Origin of the sequence: Fibrobacter sp. UWB11, assembly GCF_900143015.1 — a bacterium.
In the GTDB taxonomy this organism is placed as follows: domain Bacteria; phylum Fibrobacterota; class Fibrobacteria; order Fibrobacterales; family Fibrobacteraceae; genus Fibrobacter.
Genome location: NZ_FSRT01000002.1, coordinates 225658 through 244337, shown reverse-complemented (window position 1 = coordinate 244337; position 18680 = coordinate 225658). Strand labels below are relative to the sequence as shown.

The following is an 18680-nucleotide window of genomic DNA, read 5'->3' as shown; positions in this document are numbered from 1 at the left end:
CTGTCCTCGCTTGATGGGGACGTGCCGGAATCACCATTTAACAAAGCTCTCGCTAAAAGGCGAGGGCTTTGTTTTTTTTTGCGTATTTTCCGCCGACAAGAGGTCCCCTTTACCGCGCTTTTTGAATAGTGTATATTAATTCGTGGACATGAATGCCCCGCTAACCAAGGTCAGAATTTGCATGTCTAGACTTTGGAACAAAGTGCTAAATACACTGCGCTAAATATTCTCTCTGTAGTTGCAGAGAAACTGTAAAATTAAACTGCCGTATGGCGGGGTTTTTGTCTGTTGCCTTTTTTACATGGTAGCACCCCCCGCTTATGCAAATTTAGCCGCTTGCGGCAAAGGAACATTGATGAATAAAACGCAATATGCTGAAATGCTCAAAGATATCAGCGAAACGTACAAGAATGGAGGCGATGTCTCCGCATGTATTGCCAAATACAATAAACTCTACAAATATGTATATGTTTATAATGACAATATCTTCAAATTACTTTTCGGAACACCTGAAAACGAGTCGATTACCGTGGATTTCCTCAATGCTGTGCTTAAGCTTGATGGCGGTGATTGCATTGAACAGGTCTCTTTTGTAAATCCCGCTCTTCCAAGTGCGTTTGGCAAGAGCATTACCTCGGATGTTGTAGCGCTCGACCAGCGTCAGGATCGTATTGTGCTCGAAGTTCAGCATGTCGAACATGAATCTTTTAATAGCCGTCTGGTTCTTTATGCTGCAAAGCATATAATTGCAAGTCGTATTAAGGGCGATGATTACAAACTTCGCAACTTGAATGTCATTAGCCTTCAGATGTTTGACGGATTCCCCGAGTCGCGCAATTACAGACACTGTATTCAACTTAAGAATCAGGATAATGAGCTGTTTTACGACAAGGAAACGATAACGCTTGTTGAAATTCCCAAATTTCTCAAACGCAAATACGAACAGGACAACAGTAGGCTTGCGTTGTGGCTTCGCGTGTTCGATGGGCTGAACAATGAAAGCCTTGTTGATGTTCCTAAGGGCTCGCAATATGCCCTATTGCAGGAAAAGGCTAAATTGAGTATCTTTACAGAGGACTTTCTTGTAAGCGAGGCTATGAAAATGAGCGACCACAATTATGAACTCTATGTTGAAAAGAAAAATGCCCGAGCCGAGGGCCTTGCAGAAGGGCGTGTAGAAGGCCGCGTTGAAGGTCGTGACGATGAACGTACTGCGGTGGCTCTTGACATGCTCGCCGACAATGAACCGATTGAAAAAATTGTCAAGTACTCGCACCTTCCCGAAAGTAAGGTTCTTAAACTTCGGGATTCTCGGGCGACCTACAACAGTAAGTAGCTTGCGAATCTTCTTTGGTGTAGTAACACGTTTATAAAAGGGACTGCCTGGCAGCCCCTTTTGCCTACCGTCGCCAATCCTTTTTGTCGTATTCTATTCACTTGAGAAAAGAATTGAAAGAAAATGACGGAAAAATTGAAGAAAAAGAAAAAATACGTGTGCTTTTATACTTTTCAAAGAATCTTTTTTCTGTTAATTTTATTTCTAGAAAAACAAAGAGGTCAATTATGATGAAAAAAATATTTGTTCCATTTGTGAGCCTTGTGATGTCCATTGGCCTTTTTGCCGCCTGCTCCAATGACTCCGATTCCAATAATTTGCAGGTGATTGCCCCAAATATTTCAACAGTGGCTAAACTAGATTCAGTCTCTTTTGTTGCAAGTGAAGGCTCGTGTGGCGGCAATGGAGACGCATTAAAAAAGACTGCATCTGTAAATGATTCTGTTTATTTGTATATGAATGAGGACGGTTCTGCTGTATTGAAAGAAAAAATGCGTGCAATTTGTTGGTATTATGGAAAAATATCGAATATATCTCTTGAAAAGTTGGAAGATACGTTGCTAGTTTCCATAGACTACTATGAATATCCCCAAGATACTATTATTTATTTAACAGATTCGACAAAACATGTTGTTGGTCAAGAAGTGTTTAAATGTGGTGCCTGCTATGCCAATTATGAAATAGATGTTCCTATGGAATATGTTGGTGTGAAATTTGTTAGTATAAATCGCTATGCGGTTATTTATCCCATTGCCTACGTAAAAGAGGAATAGGGACTTTACGCATTATTCCTCACCGTCGGTAGTTTTTCTTTGTTTATTTAGCTCAATTTATGGAAAAATCCTCGATGTCCCTTCGAGGATTTTACTCTATTTTAAGGGTTCGGAGTATGAAATCGATTTTTGAGTATAACGATTATCGTCTCTATTTGCAAGACTACTTAGACGAACGTAAACGGTATGAAAAATTTTCATGGCGTATGTTTTGCCGTGAAGCCGGTTTCTCGTCTCCAAATTTTTTAAAGCTTGTTCGTGACGGCGCATGGAATCTTAGCAAAGTGAAATCCGGCCAAGTCGCAAGAGCTATGGGTCTTGTTGAATATGAAGAAGAATACTTTAGACAATTAGTCATCTTTGGGAATGCCGTAGATGATGATGTGAAAAATGCTGCTCTAGCTGAAATGCAACGGATTGCCTCTGAACATAAAGCTCGTGTTATAGACAAAGATGCACTCCAATATTATGAATCCTGGAAATATCCTGTTATTCGCGAACTAGCGCCGTTAATGCCAGGGGCCAATCCGCGCGAAATGGCTGAAGAATGCAAGGAATACGTCTCTGCCGAAGAAATCCGGGATGTTATCGATTTTCTTGTCAATGCTGGCTTCTTGAAAAAAGAAGGGGATAAAATTTATTCGCAGACAGATCAAACCGTTATTGGTTCTAAGGATGCTCTTTCGGCTGCGATTCGGGCAATGCATAAGGAAATGGCGGGTATGGCATTACGTGCTGTGGATCGATATTCTGCAAAGGAACGCTTTTTTACCGGGATTACGGTTGGTGTCGATGAAGTTGCCTACGATAAAATTGTTGATATTATTAAGGATAGCTGTAAAAGAATTGTTGCCGTTGTTGGCGCAAATAAAAAGACGAACCAAGTTTGCCGAGTGAACTTTCAATTTTTCCCAGTGACGAATAAAATTAAGGAGAAAAAACATGCGTAATAAGATCCTTGTTTTGATTGCCTTTTCTTTGTTCTTTTTTACGTTGGCTTGTACCGATGATTCTTTAGGAGGTGGTTCTTCGATTGACCCGAATGCAAATCCTGCTGTTTATGCAAATAACAGTAGTTCTTCAAATGGTGGACCTGGGATGAAGGGCTTTGACTCTGATGGAATTGTATTTAAGTCTGAAATTACGCAGACGCTTGAAATAGCGAAGGGCGGCGAAGAATGGAAAGGAGGCAAGCCATTTGGGAAAATTGATGTCTATGCCGAAGAAAATGGTGCATCGGCTGTTTGCGAAAATGAGACTGTTGCATATTCCGCTAAATTTAAAGTTGAAGGCTCAAATCTTGTAAAGAGAAATGTGCGTGTGAAAATAAACGGTAGTGTTTGTGATAGCATGTTTGAAGATTTTAGGAGCTCATGCTCCATCAAAAATGGAAATGATGAATTAGGTGTCTCTTGTGATGAAAATGGACTGCTTTTGGCAGATTGTGTCTATTCAGACGAAACTGCTGATTTCGACACTCTTTTAAGCGTTTTTATCGCAGAATCTAAAAAGACCTGCGCAGGAGAATTGGTAAAATAGCATTAAATTGAGACCCCGTTCCTTTTTGTCAATTCTTCCTTTTTTGTGACATCGCCTTTTCCGAATTCTTTTGATTATATTCATAGTGGGGGTATTTAAGGAGATGTTATGGTTCAATCAAAATTTTTTGGAATTGCCTGTGGCGTAGCGATGCTTGCAGGCGCCGTTTCTGCAGCGACTCTTCCGACCGCAAAGGATGTTCAGGCCAAGATGGGCTTGGGCTTCAATATCGGCAACTCGATGGAAGTGCCGAACAACCCGACTTTGTGGGGCAACCCTTACCCGACTCAGGCTTTGCTTGACTCCGTGAAGGCGGCAGGCTTCAATACGGTGCGTATTCCTTGCGCTTGGGACAGTCACACTAGCGGTGGCAAGGTCACCGAAACTTGGCTTGATTCTGTGAAGACGGTCGTTGATTACGCCATGCGCGCAGGTCTTTACACAATCCTCAACATCCACCACGAAGGTGAAGGTGGCTGGTTCCAGAGCAACATCGGCACGAGCGTCAATAGCAACATCGACAACAAGATGAAGACTTACTGGACGCAGATTGCGAACAAGTTTAAGGACTACAACGAACGTTTGCTTTTTGCCGGCGCAAACGAACCCGGTCCGAATGTGAATACGTGGACATCGCAGCACGTGTCTACGCTTATGCACTACTACCAGACGTTCATTGATGCTGTCCGCGCTACGGGCGGCAACAATGCAACGCGTACCTTGATTATCCAAGGCCTCAATACGGACATTGACAAGTCGGTCAAAAGTGCTCCGGTAAGCACCTTCCCGAAGGACAAGGTTGAAGGTCGCCTGATGTTCGAAGTGCACTACTACGACCCATATCAGTACACACTCATGACGAGCCCGCAGGACTGGGGTGCCAGTGAACCGATTCAGCCGCAGTACTACTACGGCGATTACACCAAGGCTGGCGAACCTAAGCGCAATGCGGGTTACAACGCCTGGGCGGGCTCCGTCGATTCCAAACTTGGGAGCATCGTGCATCCGCAGGAACAGTTCGCCAAGATGAAGACGAATTACGTGGACAAGGGTTACCCGGTCATTGTCGGCGAGTTCGGTGCAAACGTTCGCTCTCCGGAATTGAATGGCTCCGACCTGAATCTCCACAAGCAGGGCCGCGTGCAATGGCACAAGGATGTCGTTTCGGCTGCTAAGCAGTACGGCCTTACCCCGATTCTTTGGGATATGGGCAACGAAAGCAATTCGGGCTACGACAACATGGCTTACCTCCGCCGTCAATCTTCGCCGGTGGGCAAGGTTCTCGAAACGGACGTTATCAATGCTATGCGCGGTGTGTATGGCCTCGGCAATTACGTGAACAATGGCGTCACGCACGTCGAAGACTTTATCAATGGCGGTAACGACGCGCCTGCCTCTAGTTCTAGCGTCGCAGTTTCTAGCTCCAGCGAAATTACGCAGTCTAGTAGCTCGGCGACGATTGCATTGCCGACGGTTCTCGCGGGCGCTCAGGTGAAATTCCATCGCAATGGCAATACGCTTTACGGTTCCGGCAAGATTATGCTGTTCGATATGAACGGAAACCTTGTTCGTAGCGTCGGAGCTGCCGCTTCGTCCAAGACCGAAATGCAGTTGCAGGGCCTCCGCCAAGGCAACTACATTGCAAAATGCCAGGGCAAGGTGATGCAAGTCCAGATTCGCTAACAAAACCACCCCGCGGATATTTCCTGACATCGTTTTGAATAAAAATCTCCGCCTCGGCGGGGATTTATTTATATTATTTTGTAGGATATTCAAATATAAAGAGGGAGCCCCCTATGAAAAAACTTTTTCCTGTTTTGACGGTTGTATTTGCGCTTCTCACTGGATGTGCTAAAACCATGCAATTGGATGATCCCAATCTCTATGACCAGTACCTCACTAAAAGCTATAACCAGCCTGTTGGAACTTGCTTCAATGCGGTGAAAGGAGCGTTTGCCGAGAAAAAGGTTGCGCTGACTAAAGAAGATGCCGAAAACGGGCGAATTGTGACAGAACGTCATGACGCTTTAGTTTATGCCACATATACAGGCTACCGTACAGGGAATGTGACTAACTATAGTGGAGGCATGGGCAAAATAACGCACCGCTATTATATTGATGTGAAGGGCGATGAAAAAACATGCACCATAAAAGTGACCAAGTACAAGGCATGGAATAATGAAAACGAAGTAACCTATGTGAAGGTTGATGATATTTATAATTATTACTGGGGTCCGCTTTTCAAAAGCTTCGAAAATCATTTCAATCCTGACGAAGAATAGGTGTTTAAATTTTGCTTCGGTATAATAAGGGACGGCATAAACCGCCCCTTTATTTTATATTTGGTCATCATTTTTGAAATTTTATATTTTGTTGAAAAATTGTAGTGAGACGTTGATATGAGTGAAGTGAAAAGAATTATTGGCATTCTGTATATCCTTTCTGCTTTTTGTTTTGCAGAATGGTCGGGTGATGCGTCTCAACCGTCTTCTTCGCGAGAGGTTGGCGGAAAAACCTATTGGTCTATTACAAGTCCTGAAGAACTGGCCTGGTTCAAGGCTCAAATTGAGGCTGGCAATGATTCCATAAATGCAGTCCTCGAAAACGATATCTTCATGGGCAAGGATTCTGCAAGCGTTGGCTCTACAGTTTGGACTGCTATTGGAGCCCCAGACAGCATCGTGTTTAAGGGAGTGTTTGACGGAAATCACCATGCCATATATGGCCTTAAGAGCGTTGGTTCTGTTTCGAATCATGGCATGTTTGGCCTTTTTGGAATTGTTGGCGGTCAGGGCGTTATAAAGAATCTGAACCTCAAGAATATCGATATGAATAGTGACTTTCCCAATGAAATTGCGCCTTGTGGGGGAGGTATTGTTGCGTATTTGCTAAATGGAACGGTAGATAGCAGCTTTGTTTCGGGCCGCATGAATGCAAAACGTACGAGTTTTGCTGGCGGTCTTGTGGGGCAGAATGCGCGGGGATCTGTTTCTCATTCAACGAATAAAGTAGTTATAACGCATACAGGCGAATATACAGGCTATTATGTTGGTGGTATTGTCGGGAAAAATGGCGGGACAGTTTCGAATTGCGTTAATTATGCGGCTATGTCCGGCAGTGGAGCAAAGTCCATTCGTGTAGCTGGAACTATTGGCGGTATTGTCGGGTATAATGCAGGCGGAAAAATCATGGAATGTGTCAATGTCGGGAACATCCATGTGGATACGAAAACAGAAATGTCAACTCGGAACGCCGAGGCTCGCGTTGGCGGAATTGCTGGATTTAATTACCAAGGCTCCGTTTCAAAATGTGCCAACTATGGTTCGATGAAAGCCCAGGCAAGCTCGGAATTGAGTAAGGATTACGATACCGGAAATCCAGTCATTAACTACCCGGAAGCCGGTGGAATTGTTGGCGTTTCTTTAGATGGACTTGTCGAAAATGTCGTGAATTACGGCACTGTAGAGGCAACGTGTCCTAATGTTGAAAATAATGCCGCTGCCGGCGGGATTGTAGGCATGTTGAATAATTCCGGCATTACAAACAGTTATTCGATGGCTTCCGTGCAGTCCGACAATATGGCTGGATCTTTGGTGGGAATGGCTAAAGATACGTCGTCTTTAAGTCGAATATATGCGGTTGATGGCGATAAATTGAAGACCGTGGCATCCATTGATTCGCTTGCAACAATAAGCGAAACTAAGGGTGTTTCGAAGACCGAAGCGGAAAATTCCAACTTTGTGGATTTGTTGAATCAAAACGCTTCTGCGGATAACAAAATTTGGTCCAGATGTGCTGACAAAGGCTTGCCCATTATTGCGTCTCTTGCGGAGTATATGTGTTCGGAAGATTTGTTGAGTCTTGCGGTGCCTCTTGATTCAACGGGTAAAGGTACAACCGTTTTGTCGGGCGTCAAAAACATAGGACTGCACAATGTCCAAGTTGTTGGACGTGACCTTCAAATTACGACCCCTGATTTTAATGCCATGGTGTCCGTTTTCGATTCTCGGGGCAAAATGCTTTATCAGAGTTCTTGGGGGATGAACCGTCAGTACCGCGTGTCACGTGCTGGCCGGTATATTTTAAAGATTGATCAGGACATCCGTGTCATTACCATAAAATAATATCGCCTTTTGTTGAATCGGCAAAACTAATTACGTCCTTTTTCTCTATTATACAAGGTGTATTATATAGCTTTGAAAAGTTACGTTTTTTTATAAAATTACCCCTTTTATAGCCTAAAAATATGCTTTTGCGTATAATACAGATATTGCGTTTTTGTATGTAAAAATTTATTTTATGTATTATGAAGTCTATTTTTGAGTACCGGGATTACCACCTCTACTTGCAGGATTACTACGACGAACGCAAACGTCTAGGTTCGTTCTCATGGCGCGAATTTTGCAGAAATGCCGGGTTTTCTTCGCCGAATTTCTTGAAACTCGTTTGCATGGGACAGAGCAAGCTCAGCAAAATCAAGGCGTGCCAAGTTGCAAAATCCATGGGACTTGTCGACTACGAAGAACAATATTTTTACCAGCTTGTTGCATTTGGAAATGCCGAAAATAACGAATCCCAGCGTGCGGCGCTCCTCGAAATGCAGCGAATTGCCTTAGAGCACGAAGTTCGCGTTGTCGATAAAGAGGCGTTCCAGTATTATGAATCTTGGAAATATCCGGTTATCCGTGAACTTGCACCGCTCATGCCGGGGGCGACCCCTCGCGACATTGCCGAGGAGTGCAAGGAATACGTCTCTGCCGAAGAAGTTCGCGATGTGCTCAATTTTCTCGTGAAGGCCGGCTTCTTGAAAAAGGAAGACGAAAAAGTCTACACGCAGACGGCGCAGACGGTTATCGGTTCCAAGGAAGCGCTCCCTATTGCTATCCGTGCTATGCACAAAGAGATGGCAATTATGGCTGCCCGTGCCGTAGACCGCTATTCAGCAAGTGAACGTTTCTTTAACGGCATTACTCTTGGCGTAAATCAGGACGCTTATAAGAGAATTGTCGAAGAAATTAAGGCTTGTTGCAAAAAAGTAGTTGCAATTGCGAATGAATGTGGTAATTTTGATCAAGTGTGCAGAATAAACTTTCAATTTTTTCCCGTCACCAATAAAATAATTGGGAAGAAACATGCTTAAAAAGAGCTTTTATATAATCGGATTCATCTCGTGGCTTGCATTGGTTGCATGCTCTAGTGGAACTGTTGACCCGAACGCCAATCCTATGGCGGGTATTAGCGAGGAACAAAATTCTTCAAGCAATAGTTCCTCGAGCAGCGTTTGGATTAATTTCCCGCCGGAATCTTCTTTGAGTTCCAGTTCTGTTACGCAGCATGTTTCGGGGAATGCGCATGCAACTTATATTGTTGTGGTTAAAGAAGAGCTAACGGTTTCTGTCAACATTGATTTTGCCAGTAATGCTACTAAAGAGTATGTCATTGATGCTACAACAAAAGGATATGACAAAAAGACTGAAGGTAAAATTGAGGTCTATGAGGTCGAAAAAGGAGCTGCTGTTTCTTGTTCTGTCGATGAAAAATCTTATTCTGCAAAGTTTAAGTTTGGTCTAGATAATCGTATAGAACGAATAGTAAAAGTGGAAAAATTTGGCCAAGGCTGTGAAGCGATTTTTGAACAGTTTAAAGACTTGTGCTTGCTTCAAAATGTAAATGACCAGCTCAGTGGCGCCTGTGATGATGACGGTTCTCTAGAAGCTTATTGTGCCTATACTGACGAACAAGCCGATTATGACGCGTATTTGAGCAATTTTACCGTCGAATCAAAGACCAATTGTGGCGATGATGGGGTTCACATAGATTCCTTCTGACCGTAAAACCCTATTGTAGAATTGTCAAAACTAATTGAATCCACCCCTTATCTGACCCCTATTTTCCAATCTATTTTCTAGAGTGTGGGGCTTTCTTGCATGAAAACCTTGCATGTCATTCCCGCCTCCGAGCGGGAATCTCCCTTGGGCTAGAAAAAAGGTGGAAACAATGAATTTCGGATGGTTTGGTAAACGTGTTCGCACGGCTCTTGCTTTGACGGGGCTTGCGTGCGGTCTCGGATTTTCACAGGATTTGCTGTACCCTGACATGTTCGCGTTGTCGGATGTACAGCTTTTGGATGGCGTTTTGAAGGAACGTCAGGACTTGAACGTCGAAACGCTCCTCAGCTACGATGTGGACCGCTTGCTGGCGCCTTTTTACGAAGAAGCAGGCATGCGCCCCAAGGCGAGCAAGTTCCCGAACTGGGCGGGCCTCGACGGCCACGTGCTTGGGCATTATCTGAGTGCCTTGGCCATGCATTATGCCGATAACGATGACGTCCAAGTCAAGGAACGTCTCGAATACATCTTGAAAGAACTCAAGACGATTCAGGACCAGAATTCCAAGGACAACAATTTCAAGGGCTATATCAGTGGCGTTCCCAACGGCAAAAAGATGTGGCTTAGCATGAAGAGTGGCAATGCGGGCGCCCAGAACGGCTATTGGGTGCCGTGGTACAATATCCACAAGCTTTATGCGGGCCTCCGCGATGCTTACGTTTATGCGGGCTACGAACAGGCAAAGACGATGTTCTTGGCGCTTTGCGACTGGGGCATTACGATTACGAACGGCCTGAACGATTCCAAGATGCAACAGATGCTCGGTACGGAACACGGTGGCATGCCCGAAGTCTATGCGGACGCTTACTATCTCACGAAAAACGAGAAGTACCTGAATGCGGCCAAGAAGTGGTCGCACCAGTGGCTTTTGAATCCGATGTCGCAGGGCAATGACAACTTAACGAATGTCCACGCGAATACGCAGGTGCCGAAGGTTGTGGGTTTTGCTCGAATTGCAGAACTCTCGGGCGATGAAAAGTACAAGAAGGGCTCCGATTTCTTCTGGCAGACGGTCGTGAATAAACGCAGTATCGCCATTGGCGGCAACAGCATTTCGGAACATTTCCCGGCGCTCAACAACCATAAAAAATTCATCGAAGAACGTGAAGGACCAGAATCCTGTAATACGTACAACATGCTCAAGTTGACGGAACGTCTGTTCAACATCAAGCACGATGCGCATTACACCGACTTCTACGAACGCGCCCTCTTCAATCACATCCTTTCGACAATCCACCCGACACATGGCGGCTACGTGTACTTTACTCCGGCTCGTCCGCGCCATTACCGCGTGTATTCCAAGGTCAATGCGGGTATGTGGTGCTGCGTGGGTTCGGGCATGGAAAATCCGGCCAAGTACAATCAGTTTATTTATACGAAAGATGGCAATTCGCTTTATGTGAACCTCTTTGCCGCTTCCGTCTTGAACTGGAAAGACAAGAGCGTCAAAATCAAGCAGGAAACCGCCTTCCCGAAGGGCGAAAGTTCCAAGTTTACGATTACCGGTAGCGGTGAATTTGACATGCAGATTCGCCATCCGTACTGGGTCAAGGAAGGGGAATTCAAGGTCATCGTCAATGGCGATACCGTCGTGAAAAAGTCTACGCCGTCGAGCTATGTTTCGGCAGGGAAGTCCTGGAAGTCGGGCGATGTCGTCGAAGTGCTTTACCCGATGTACACGCATGTCGAAGATTTGCCGGGCGTGACCGATTACGTGGCGCTTTTGCATGGTCCGATTGTGCTTTCTGCAAAGACGGGAACGGCGAACCTGAACGGCCTTGTCGCCGATGATGGTCGCTGGAGCCACATTGCCTCCGGTGCGCTGGAATCGCTGGATCAGGCGCCGATGCTTGCAAGCAAAAAAGAAGATATCCCCTCGAAAGTGGAACCCGTGAAGGGCGAACCCTTGCACTTCAAGGCGCCTTACCTCTTCGCAAAGCAAAAAGACGCAAACCTGCTTTTGCAGCCCTTCTACGAAGTGCATGACGCCCGTTACATGATGTACTGGATGGTGCTTACGGACCCGAGCATTCTCGCCCGCCTTGAAAAAGAGCAAAAAGAAGCCTTGGCGCTTGACGAAAAGACTGTCGATAAGGTCGCTCCGGGCGAGCAGCAGCCAGAAGTAGACCACAAGATGAAAATCGAAAATTCCACTTCGGGCACGCACCAAGGTGAATTCTACCGCGATGCTGGTAAGTGCTCCGGCGGCGATGGCGGTCTCATCAGCTACGAATTCGAGACGAATAGCGAAGATTCCTTGAGTCTCATGGTGCGCTACTGGGGCAACGAAGGATGCACTCGCGAATTCGATATTTCCATTGACGGCGAAAAGCTCGTGACCGAAACGATTTCGAACCGCTGGAAAAAAGATGAATTCGTGAATGTCACGTACCCGATTCCGGATAAAATGGTGAAGGGCAAAAAGATTGTGCGTATCTCCTTCTCGGCAAGCTCTGGAATGGTTGGCGGCATCTATAGCGTGCGCCTTCTCCGCAACAAGCCAAAGCCACAACCAGTAAGTATCAAGCCTGTTGCCGCCGCAAATCAGGGATTCCGCGTGCGTGCCACTTCGCAGACTCTCCAAATCGAATCGAACCTCCCGCTTGCAAAAACGACAAGCGTGAAAATCTACTCGATGGATGGGCGCCTGAAACTTTCGCAGATGCTCTCCGCCGGTGCAAACAACTTCACGGTTGATATTGCGGGCCTCAAGAACGGCAATTACATTGTACGTCTTTACGAAGGCGGCCTCGTTCGCGGCTACACGCTATTCAACAAAAACGGCTTATAAATAAAACACTCCTCAACACCCCCAAAAGTCCTCACAATCGTGAGGACTTTTGTCATTCCGAATATAGAATTGCTCCATTCAGTTCGCCTTTACTCCGCAAGGACTTCTTTGTAACTTTCTGTTAACTAGACGCTGTAAATTGTAGGTATCAACCGCCTTCAAACCGCTGAATTGTTACCTAAAATAAACATACGTTGCGACTGACTCAATGCGTTGTTAGAGTAACCAACGTGTAATTATTTTTTTCAGAAACGAAAAATGTACTTTTATTATTTTTAGCGTGGGTTCTACAGCCTGTAATAAAAAAATTGGGTGATATTCGCCCAAATCCGAATCAAAAAAGCGGATTGTAATTTTTTTGTTAGTCCATTATTTACATAATTTCGAGTGTGTTTTGCTTGTTTTTAAGTAGATTTTGGGGAAACGGGCAAAAAAAAGAATTAATTAACGGAGTTACTATGCTTGACCTTCTTGCTGTCCAGTCCAGCTCAACAAATGCAACGATTATTACGCTTGCATACACCTTGATTTTGGCTTTTGTCTTGTCTTCGACGATTGCCTGGACCTATGAAAAGACGTTCCTTGGACTTTCGTATTCGCGAAATTTTGTGCAGGGCATTGTGCTTAGTGCCGTGGTCGCCGCAATGGTGATGCAGGCTATCGGCGATAACGTTGGTCGTGGTCTTGGCATGATGGGTGCTCTCTCGGTGGTCCGCTTCCGTACGAGCTTTAAGGACCCGCGCGATATCATGTTCATCTTTGCCGCTCTCGGTGCAGGTATCGGTTGCGGTGTTTATGCCTGGGGTGCCGCTGTGGGCGGTACAATCGCTTTCAGCTGTGTCGCGTTCCTCCTTTCCCGCACGGGTCTTGGCACCAAGCACTTCTTTGACGGCATGCTCCGCTTTGCCCTCCCGAACGAACCCAAGGTTCGTGGCCAGATTGAAGATATCATGAAGGGCAATTTAAAGACGTTTATTTTGATTACGATGCGCGAGGTCGATGGCGGTGCCCGCTTGGACGTCGCTTACCAGATTCGCCTCCGTGCCACAAAGCCCGCTGCCGAAATCCTCACGCTCCTATCGAAGGTCGAAGGTATTTCGGATGTCCAGTTCATGATGCAAGACGCAACGACGGAAATGTAAGGAGGATTGAAAAATGAATAAGCTCGAAGATCTTCTCGACAATTTCTGGAATACCCACAAGAACAATGCGGGTGTCGCTTACGTCTATACCCACAAGCTTTCTATTGCCTGGGTGGCATGCGTCGTGTTTGCCGTGATGCTTGGCTTTATCTACCAGGGCAAGGCGGCCATGTTCCGTGGCATTGCCGAATCTAGCGAAACGATTATCAGCCTTCCGTCTCCGACTGAAATTGTAAAGGTCTACGTGGTGCCGGGCCAGGAAGTCAATGTGGGCGATACCATCGTGGTGATCAACCGCCCGGACTTGACTCTCCGCATTACAGAACTTACCCGCGAACTCGACGCTCTCGAAGGCCGCAGCAACTTGAGCTCTGCCGAAATCGACCAGAAGGTGGCCGAAGTCAAGGCTAACCTCGAATCTCGTCGCCTCACACTTTTGGCTGAAATTCGCAACCTTGAAGCGGAATACGAAAGCAACAAGGCTATTTCTGCCAAGCTCAAGAGCCTCTCGAACTCCAAGTCCAAGGCCGATGGCAACGATGCCATGGCTATGCGCATCAAGAGCCTCAAGAACGAACTTGCTGTTGCAACCAGGAGCGCCAACGAACAGATTGCCCTCCTCCGCGGTAGCAACAAACTCCAGAAGTCTAGCGGCAAGACCGAAGCTGCAAACATCCGCAAGGAACTCGCCGAACTTCGCAAACAGCAGAAGGAACTCACTCAGATTGCCAAGGAAAACTGGGTTGTCGGTGATGTGAACGTGCGCGATGGCGAAAAGGTCTCTAGCTTTGCCCCGATTGTGACGCTTGCCCACAAGTCCCCAACGCTTATCCGTGGCTACATCAACGAACAGATTTACGAAAACACGAACCTCGGCGAAGCCGTGAAGGTGACTTCCCTTACCGGTAAGGGCAAGGCCGTGATTGGCGAAGTGGTCGGTCTTTCGAGCCGCATCGTGCCGTTCCCGACCCGCATGTGGAAGATGCCGGAAATCCCGGTTTATGGCCGCGAAGTGACCATCAAGATTCCTGAAGAAAATAAGTTCTTGCTTGGCGAAATGGTGACCATCACCGAAACGAGCAAACGCAACTTGGAAAAGCAGCAACAGAAGGCTAAGAAGTAAATGAAAAACGTAACGTTAATAACACTGGCTCTTTCCGCAGCTGTTTTTGCGCGCCCCCTCAATTGGGATATGCTTATCGAATCCGCAAAAACGGACCCGAGATACCAGGCCGCGGAAAAACGCGCCGAAGCAACATCGAAAGAACGCAACCTCAAGCTTTGGGACAAGGTGGAACTCCGTTACCAGCTGGATGGTTTTAGCTTTGCCAAGCATGACTTTGAACTCCGCGTGACTCCGCAGGCTTTTGGCGAACGCGCTGCCGACAAGGCTCACTATGAGGCCGTTAAGAATTACCAGCAGGCTACTTTTGCCGTTGAACGTTCGATCCTCCTTTACGACCGCTACGAACGCGGTGTGCGCTATGTGCTTCGCCAGAAGATTAACGAAATCAACAAGCAACTTTTGCAGGTTATTCAGGACCGTATCGAAGTGCTCCACCTCAAGTCCGGCTCTGCTTCGTTCAATGCCGAAGACTTGATGACTTCACTTGAAAAGAGCGCCTCGCTCAAGGCGAACTTGCTTTCGGACAGCACGGCGCTCCGCGATGCCGAACTCAAGATGATGATTTGGGCTCCGGACTTTGATAACGTCGCCTTGGATCCGTCGTTCCTCCCGACGATGGAAGAACTTGCCGAATTCCTTAAAAACGGCGTGACTGTTGACGAAAACTTCCCGCTTGTGGCACTCGCCAAGGGCAAGCGCGATTCCGACATTTCTAAGGCGCAACAGGATGCAAGCAAGGACCGCAACTACATTTCTCATATAGGCATAGGTTACTCGCTCCAGGTAGAATCCTTGATGGAAAAGTACAAGGATTTGGATTACAGCGATGTGAGCAAAGCCAAGTATAATAAGTATGCCAAAGAATGGGATGAAAAGGCTTGTACTGGTGGCTATATGGATGGCGTTTGTGTCCGCTATGATAATTCTTATACACTCCGCAAACTTGTTGCCGAAACGGATGACCGCAAGACTGCAGACAAGTTCTTTGTGAACCTCGCGTTCCGCTTGCCGTTCTTCGATAGTAACAAGGACGCCACCCTCCGCGAACAGGTCGAAAAGCTCGATGCCGAAAGCAAGTACTTGGACGAAGTCCGCGAAGTGAACCAGAAGGTCGCTCGCCTCACCGAAGAAGTGCTTACGCTTATCGATCAGTGGAAGGTCTTGAAGGAATATGCCGAACAAGTGAATGCAAGCGGCTTTATGGAACAGTTTGCTCACAAAGCCGGCTCCGACCCGCTCCTTCTTCTCCGCGCCCGTGAAAGCGCTCTCGAAAGTGACTTGAAGGCTGCAAAGCTTGAATACGATATTTTTGCCCGTTACTTGGCTTTGCTCGATTACTCCGGTGGTCTTGCTCGTCAAGATGTAACGAACCATCTTCGTGAAGGAATCAGGTAGTTTATGGCTGAAGCCCGCGGATTTAGTCTTCTTGAACGCTTCGAACTGAAGTACCATATCCCCGTCGAATGGGCGGACCGGATTGGTGCGTTCTTGGCGCCGTATTGCGAAGAAGACTATTATTCCAAGATTACTCCGGGTGGATTCTATTGGATTACGAATCTGTATCTGGATACTCCGACGTGGACATTCCTCGGCTGGAAAAAGAAACAGCTCTTGGACCGTTTCAATATGCGTATCCGCACGTACGGCGAGCACCCCGCTCAGGACGGTACGTTCCATTTCGAAGTCAAGCGCAAGATTCGTAACATCTGCTACAAGAGCCGTGCAACGATCAAGGGAATCAATCCCGGTGAAGTTTGGCACATGAAGCCCGATGAATGGCCGTGCAAGAGCAGTAAAGACCGCATGTACCTCAAGGACTTTTTGTACAAGACTGAACTCCATGGGGCTCATCCGCGACTCCTCACGCAGTACAAGCGTCGTGCATGGTTCGGGCTTCGCGAAGAGTATTCCCGCGTGACGATTGACACCGGTATGCGCTTCCGTGAAGAAAACGGTTTTGACTACACTGTGGATCCGCACTACATGCACTCCACGGGGCTCCCGCGATTCTTCCAGCCGGGTGCCGATGCCGTGCTTGAACTCAAGTGCCCGGCCGCCCAGATGCCTTACTGGATGTTTGACCTGATTCGTGCATTGAATTTAAAACACGGTGCATTCTCCAAGTTCGGAAACGCAGCTGCTGAATGGAAACGTGTTTACGAAAATCCGCGACGTTTCAAGAGCCCGTACTGGACTTCTCTCGCGGGAAATTTCTAAAATGGATTTAAACTACAAAACAAGGAAGGCGCTTATGAATACTAAAAAATTGCTTGCTGTTGGCACCTGTGTTTCTGTGCTCGGCATGTTCTCTGCCTGCTCCGATGACGCTAGTCCCGTAACACCGCCAGAAAGTTATACTTCGAGCAGCTCTGCTGTACAGCCGAATAGCAGTGGTGATGTTTTGACATCTTCTTCGGATATTGTTGTATCTTCGTCTTCCGCTAACAATCCTGTTCCGGTGTTGTCTAGCTCCAGTGGCGAAGGCGTCGTCGATAGTTCGATTACGAACATGGGTGTTTCCGAAATCATGTACAACGCTGCGGGTGGTTCTGCGCTCGAATGGATTGAAGTTTATATCAAGAAAGGCCCGGATATTACGGACATGCAGCTCAGCAATCTCCGCTTAGATGGTGCCGTTTCTTTCAATTTCCCGACCGGTTCCTTGAAAGCGGGCGAATATGTCATCGTCACGAACGATGTTGCCTTGTTCAATCAGACTTATCCGAGTCTTCCGGCCGGCTGTAAAGTTTATGGCCCGTGGGATAATGATCCCAAGACTGGAGCTGTCGCAAAGCTTGTGAACGAAGGCGATGTTGTCGATGTCAAGCTTAAGGGCGAAGGTGACGTCAGTGCCGCATTCAGCAACAATCCTCCTTGGCCGAGCCTTGCCAATGGCAATGGGCGTACTCTAGTTTATAGGGGCTCCGGTAACGAAGCTGACCCGACTTCTTGGGGCGCAAGTGTTGCTGTCAATGGTAATCCGTGCGTAGGTAACGATCAGGTTCTTGATGCCTCTACGGTCCGCTTGAACGAAATCAAGCCGTATGACATTAATGCTGCCGCTAATAAGGATGGCTGGGTGGAACTTTACAATTCTGGTGCCGCTCCTGTTGATGTTGCCGGCTGGGAACTTGTATCCAAGCGTAAAAACGATGGCAAGGGCAAAACTTGGACAATTGGTGGTACGAATACTGTAGTTCCGGCCAATGGTTATTTGCTCCTTGAAGCAACTGCTGCCGTATTTGGCGAAGGTCTCTATTTGAGCGATAACGGCGATGAAATTTATCTGTACGAAGTCGTTGGTGGCGCTCGTACGGGTCTGGAATCGAGCTTGCTGCTTTCTGCGGGTAAGCAGTCCAGTGGCGTTGTCCAGGTTGCAGGTACTGTAGCTCAGGGCGCTATGGCAACGGAAACTCCGGGTGCTGCAAACTCCGCTCTCAAGGCCGGTCCTATTTTCATCAGCGAAATTCACTATCACGAAGATGAAAACAATCCGAATGATCTTGAATTCCTCGAACTTGTAAATAAAGGAACTGAAGCTGTTACTTTGGTCGAAAGCGTGAATAACACTCCGCACGGCTGGAAGGTTGAAGGTGTAAACCTTGAATTTGCTGCTACCGATGTTATTCCTGCAGGTGGAAAGATGGTTCTATTTAACGACTCCTTGAAGGGAAAGGATGCTTTGCTCCGCGCTCGTTATACGATTCCTGAATCCGTTCCTATATGTTACTATGCCGGTAAGCTTTCGAACCGTGGTGAAACTGTCGCCGTCAAGAAGCCGTATTCGTTTGTGGAAAATGGCGGTGTCAAACAGTGGTATTATGAAATTTCTGACGCAACGCTCTACAGTGACCGTTGGGCTGGAATGACAGATACTGATGGTAAGGGCAAGAGTCTCAACCGTAAGGAATTTACTACGGCGGGCTACGGCTACACCGCTTGGGAAGCTAAAGCACCGACTCCGGGTAACTAGTTTAGTTCATTTTGAGTTTTACGCCAAAAGTTCCGACATTTTGTCGGAACTTTTTTTATTACATGAGTGTATTGCGCCGTTTTGGAATTGCTACTATTGACATCTTTTTGTA

15 protein-coding genes are annotated in these 18680 nt (G+C 46.8%); all 15 read left to right on the top strand.

All coding sequences use genetic code 11. The features are described from left to right. Positions 1 to 355: 355 nt before the first annotated feature. On the top strand, positions 356 to 1336 hold the full coding sequence (locus BUQ91_RS09625; RefSeq protein ID WP_175566624.1) for an Rpn family recombination-promoting nuclease/putative transposase: 981 nt from the start codon (positions 356 to 358) through the stop codon (positions 1334 to 1336). Positions 1337 to 1449: 113 nt separating this feature from the next. Next, complete coding sequence (locus tag BUQ91_RS09620) at positions 1450 to 2109, top strand: hypothetical protein (RefSeq protein WP_074209095.1); 660 nt, start codon at positions 1450 to 1452, stop codon at positions 2107 to 2109. Positions 2110 to 2225: 116 nt separating this feature from the next. After that, on the top strand, positions 2226 to 3059 hold the full coding sequence (locus BUQ91_RS09615; RefSeq protein WP_074209094.1) for a TIGR02147 family protein: 834 nt from the start codon (positions 2226 to 2228) through the stop codon (positions 3057 to 3059). Next, positions 3052 to 3648: a hypothetical protein gene (locus tag BUQ91_RS09610; RefSeq protein WP_074209093.1), complete on the top strand. Its 597-nt coding sequence runs from the start codon at positions 3052 to 3054 to the stop codon at positions 3646 to 3648. The genes BUQ91_RS09615 and BUQ91_RS09610 overlap by 8 nt, the downstream gene beginning before the upstream one ends. Before the next feature lie 108 nt (positions 3649 to 3756). Further along, entirely contained in the window at positions 3757 to 5331 is a 1575-nt protein-coding gene (locus tag BUQ91_RS09605) for a glycoside hydrolase family 5 protein (RefSeq protein ID WP_074209092.1), read from the top strand. A gap of 113 nt (positions 5332 to 5444) precedes the next feature. After that, positions 5445 to 5930, top strand: coding sequence for a hypothetical protein (locus BUQ91_RS09600; protein WP_074209091.1), 486 nt, complete (start codon positions 5445 to 5447; stop codon positions 5928 to 5930). Positions 5931 to 6047: 117 nt separating this feature from the next. Further along, positions 6048 to 7772, top strand: a complete 1725-nt coding sequence (locus BUQ91_RS09595) for a hypothetical protein (RefSeq protein WP_074209090.1) — start codon at positions 6048 to 6050, stop codon at positions 7770 to 7772. Positions 7773 to 7954: 182 nt separating this feature from the next. Next, a complete protein-coding gene (locus tag BUQ91_RS09590) occupies positions 7955 to 8788 on the top strand; it encodes a TIGR02147 family protein (protein ID WP_072827832.1) in 834 nt (277 codons plus the stop codon). Continuing rightward, a complete protein-coding gene (locus BUQ91_RS09585; RefSeq protein WP_074209089.1) occupies positions 8781 to 9476 on the top strand; it encodes a hypothetical protein in 696 nt (231 codons plus the stop codon). Before BUQ91_RS09590 ends, BUQ91_RS09585 begins: the two co-directional genes overlap by 8 nt. A 169-nt stretch (positions 9477 to 9645) precedes the next feature. After that, a complete protein-coding gene (locus BUQ91_RS09580) occupies positions 9646 to 12327 on the top strand; it encodes a beta-L-arabinofuranosidase domain-containing protein (protein WP_074209469.1) in 2682 nt (893 codons plus the stop codon). A gap of 458 nt (positions 12328 to 12785) precedes the next feature. After that, the gene (locus BUQ91_RS09575; RefSeq protein WP_074209088.1) at positions 12786 to 13469 is read left to right on the top strand and encodes a DUF4956 domain-containing protein; all 684 of its coding nucleotides are present in this window, start codon (positions 12786 to 12788) and stop codon (positions 13467 to 13469) included. Between the two features lie 13 nt (positions 13470 to 13482). Next, the gene (locus BUQ91_RS09570) at positions 13483 to 14592 is read left to right on the top strand and encodes an HlyD family secretion protein (RefSeq protein WP_072827835.1); all 1110 of its coding nucleotides are present in this window, start codon (positions 13483 to 13485) and stop codon (positions 14590 to 14592) included. A gap of 69 nt (positions 14593 to 14661) precedes the next feature. After that, positions 14662 to 15990 (top strand): TolC family protein, encoded by a 1329-nt coding sequence (locus BUQ91_RS09565; RefSeq protein WP_254842312.1) that lies wholly within the window; start codon positions 14662 to 14664, stop codon positions 15988 to 15990. A 3-nt stretch (positions 15991 to 15993) separates the two neighbouring features. After that, positions 15994 to 16812 carry a polyphosphate polymerase domain-containing protein gene (locus BUQ91_RS09560; RefSeq protein ID WP_072827837.1) on the top strand — a complete coding sequence of 273 codons (819 nt, stop codon included), beginning with the start codon at positions 15994 to 15996 and terminating at the stop codon, positions 16810 to 16812. Positions 16813 to 16846: 34 nt separating this feature from the next. Further along, entirely contained in the window at positions 16847 to 18568 is a 1722-nt protein-coding gene (locus BUQ91_RS09555; protein WP_074209468.1) for a lamin tail domain-containing protein, read from the top strand. The last annotated feature ends 112 nt before the right edge of the window (positions 18569 to 18680 follow it).